This is a genomic window from Affinirhizobium straminoryzae, from assembly GCF_007004135.1.
Lineage (GTDB): Bacteria > Pseudomonadota > Alphaproteobacteria > Rhizobiales > Rhizobiaceae > Neorhizobium > Neorhizobium straminoryzae.
Genome location: NZ_VJMG01000128.1, coordinates 1 through 1128, shown reverse-complemented (window position 1 = coordinate 1128; position 1128 = coordinate 1). Strand labels below are relative to the sequence as shown.

The 1128-nt window shown below is 67.3% G+C and carries 1 protein-coding gene and 1 pseudogene; one reads left to right on the top strand and one right to left on the bottom strand.

Translation table 11 applies throughout. The annotated features are described in order from the left end of the window. Nucleotides 1–754 (top strand): annotated as a pseudogene (locus FNA46_RS25770) (hypothetical protein); the annotation flags it as partial. Between the two features lie 10 nt (nucleotides 755–764). On the opposite strand, the gene FNA46_RS25765 reads toward FNA46_RS25770, so the two are convergent. After that, nucleotides 765–1128 (bottom strand): nitroreductase family protein (locus FNA46_RS25765; RefSeq protein ID WP_185970003.1); only part of this gene is annotated, 364 nt, incomplete at its 5' end.

Below are 1128 nucleotides of genomic sequence, written 5' to 3'. Positions count from 1 at the left end.
GCGGCATCCTGCCGCCTCGATCGACGAGAGCCGGAAACCTTCGATGCGGGTGACATCGCTTCTTTCCCTCCTGCTGGCCTTCGCGCCGGCAACCGCAATGGCGGCAGACAATGCCGCGCGCTGCCTGGCGCTCGGCAAGGAGATCGCCGCCACGCCGACAGTGACCGGCAACAGTGCCGAGGTGCGCACCTTCGCAGAGGCACTGGCCGAACAGAACCGCGAAATCCGCGAGATCCGTGTGGAGATCCAGCAGCTCGGCTGCCGCATCGGCCAGCCGGGCAGCAGCACGCTCACCTACCAGGACGGCTATCCGGACCCCTGCGCCGACATCACCGCACGGCTGGCGTCGATGGAAACAAACCGGCGCGCGCTCATCGCCAATCGCCAGGGACCGAAGCAGGTGATCCGGTCGCTCGGCCGCAACGAGGCGGATATCCGCAGGGAAATGCAGGCTCTGCGCTGTGGAGAGATCGATTTTTCGGCGCTCGAGCAGGAAAGGATGAAGCCTCGCGCCGCCATCCTGCCGGAACCGCCGCAGCCGCCGAAACCCACGGCAGCCGCGCCGGCCTCCTCGGTCTATGCGCCCCTGCAGGGCAAGATCGAGCCGCAACAATCGGCCCGTCGCGCCGGTCCGCCGGATCGCCCCTGGGACCCGAGCAAGCCCGTGCGGATGGTCGGCCCGGCCTTCTTCCCCAACGATCCGAGGATCGATCTGACCCATCCGGCAGGACCGGAGACGCAGCCGACCCAGTAGGCAGGCGCCTTCATTCCGTGCGTTCGGGCTCGCCCCAGCGCTCGCAAAAGACAAGGTCATCGAGATCCAGACGCTGTCGCCAGCCTTTCAGCGCCAGTTCCGGTGCCTGATAGAGTTCCTCGACATAGCCAAGGCAGAGCCAGGCGACGATCTCGACGCGGTCGGGAATACCCAGCAGGGCGCGCACGTCCTCGTCGCGGAAAATGCTGACCCAGCCGACGCCGACACCTTCGACGCGCGCCGCCAGCCACAGGTTCTGCACGGCACAGACGGTCGAATAGACATCCATGCGCGGATTGTGGGTGCGTCCCAGCACCACAGGCCCGGCGCGGTCCGGATCGGAGGTGACGACGATGGAGAGCGGCGCCTTGCGG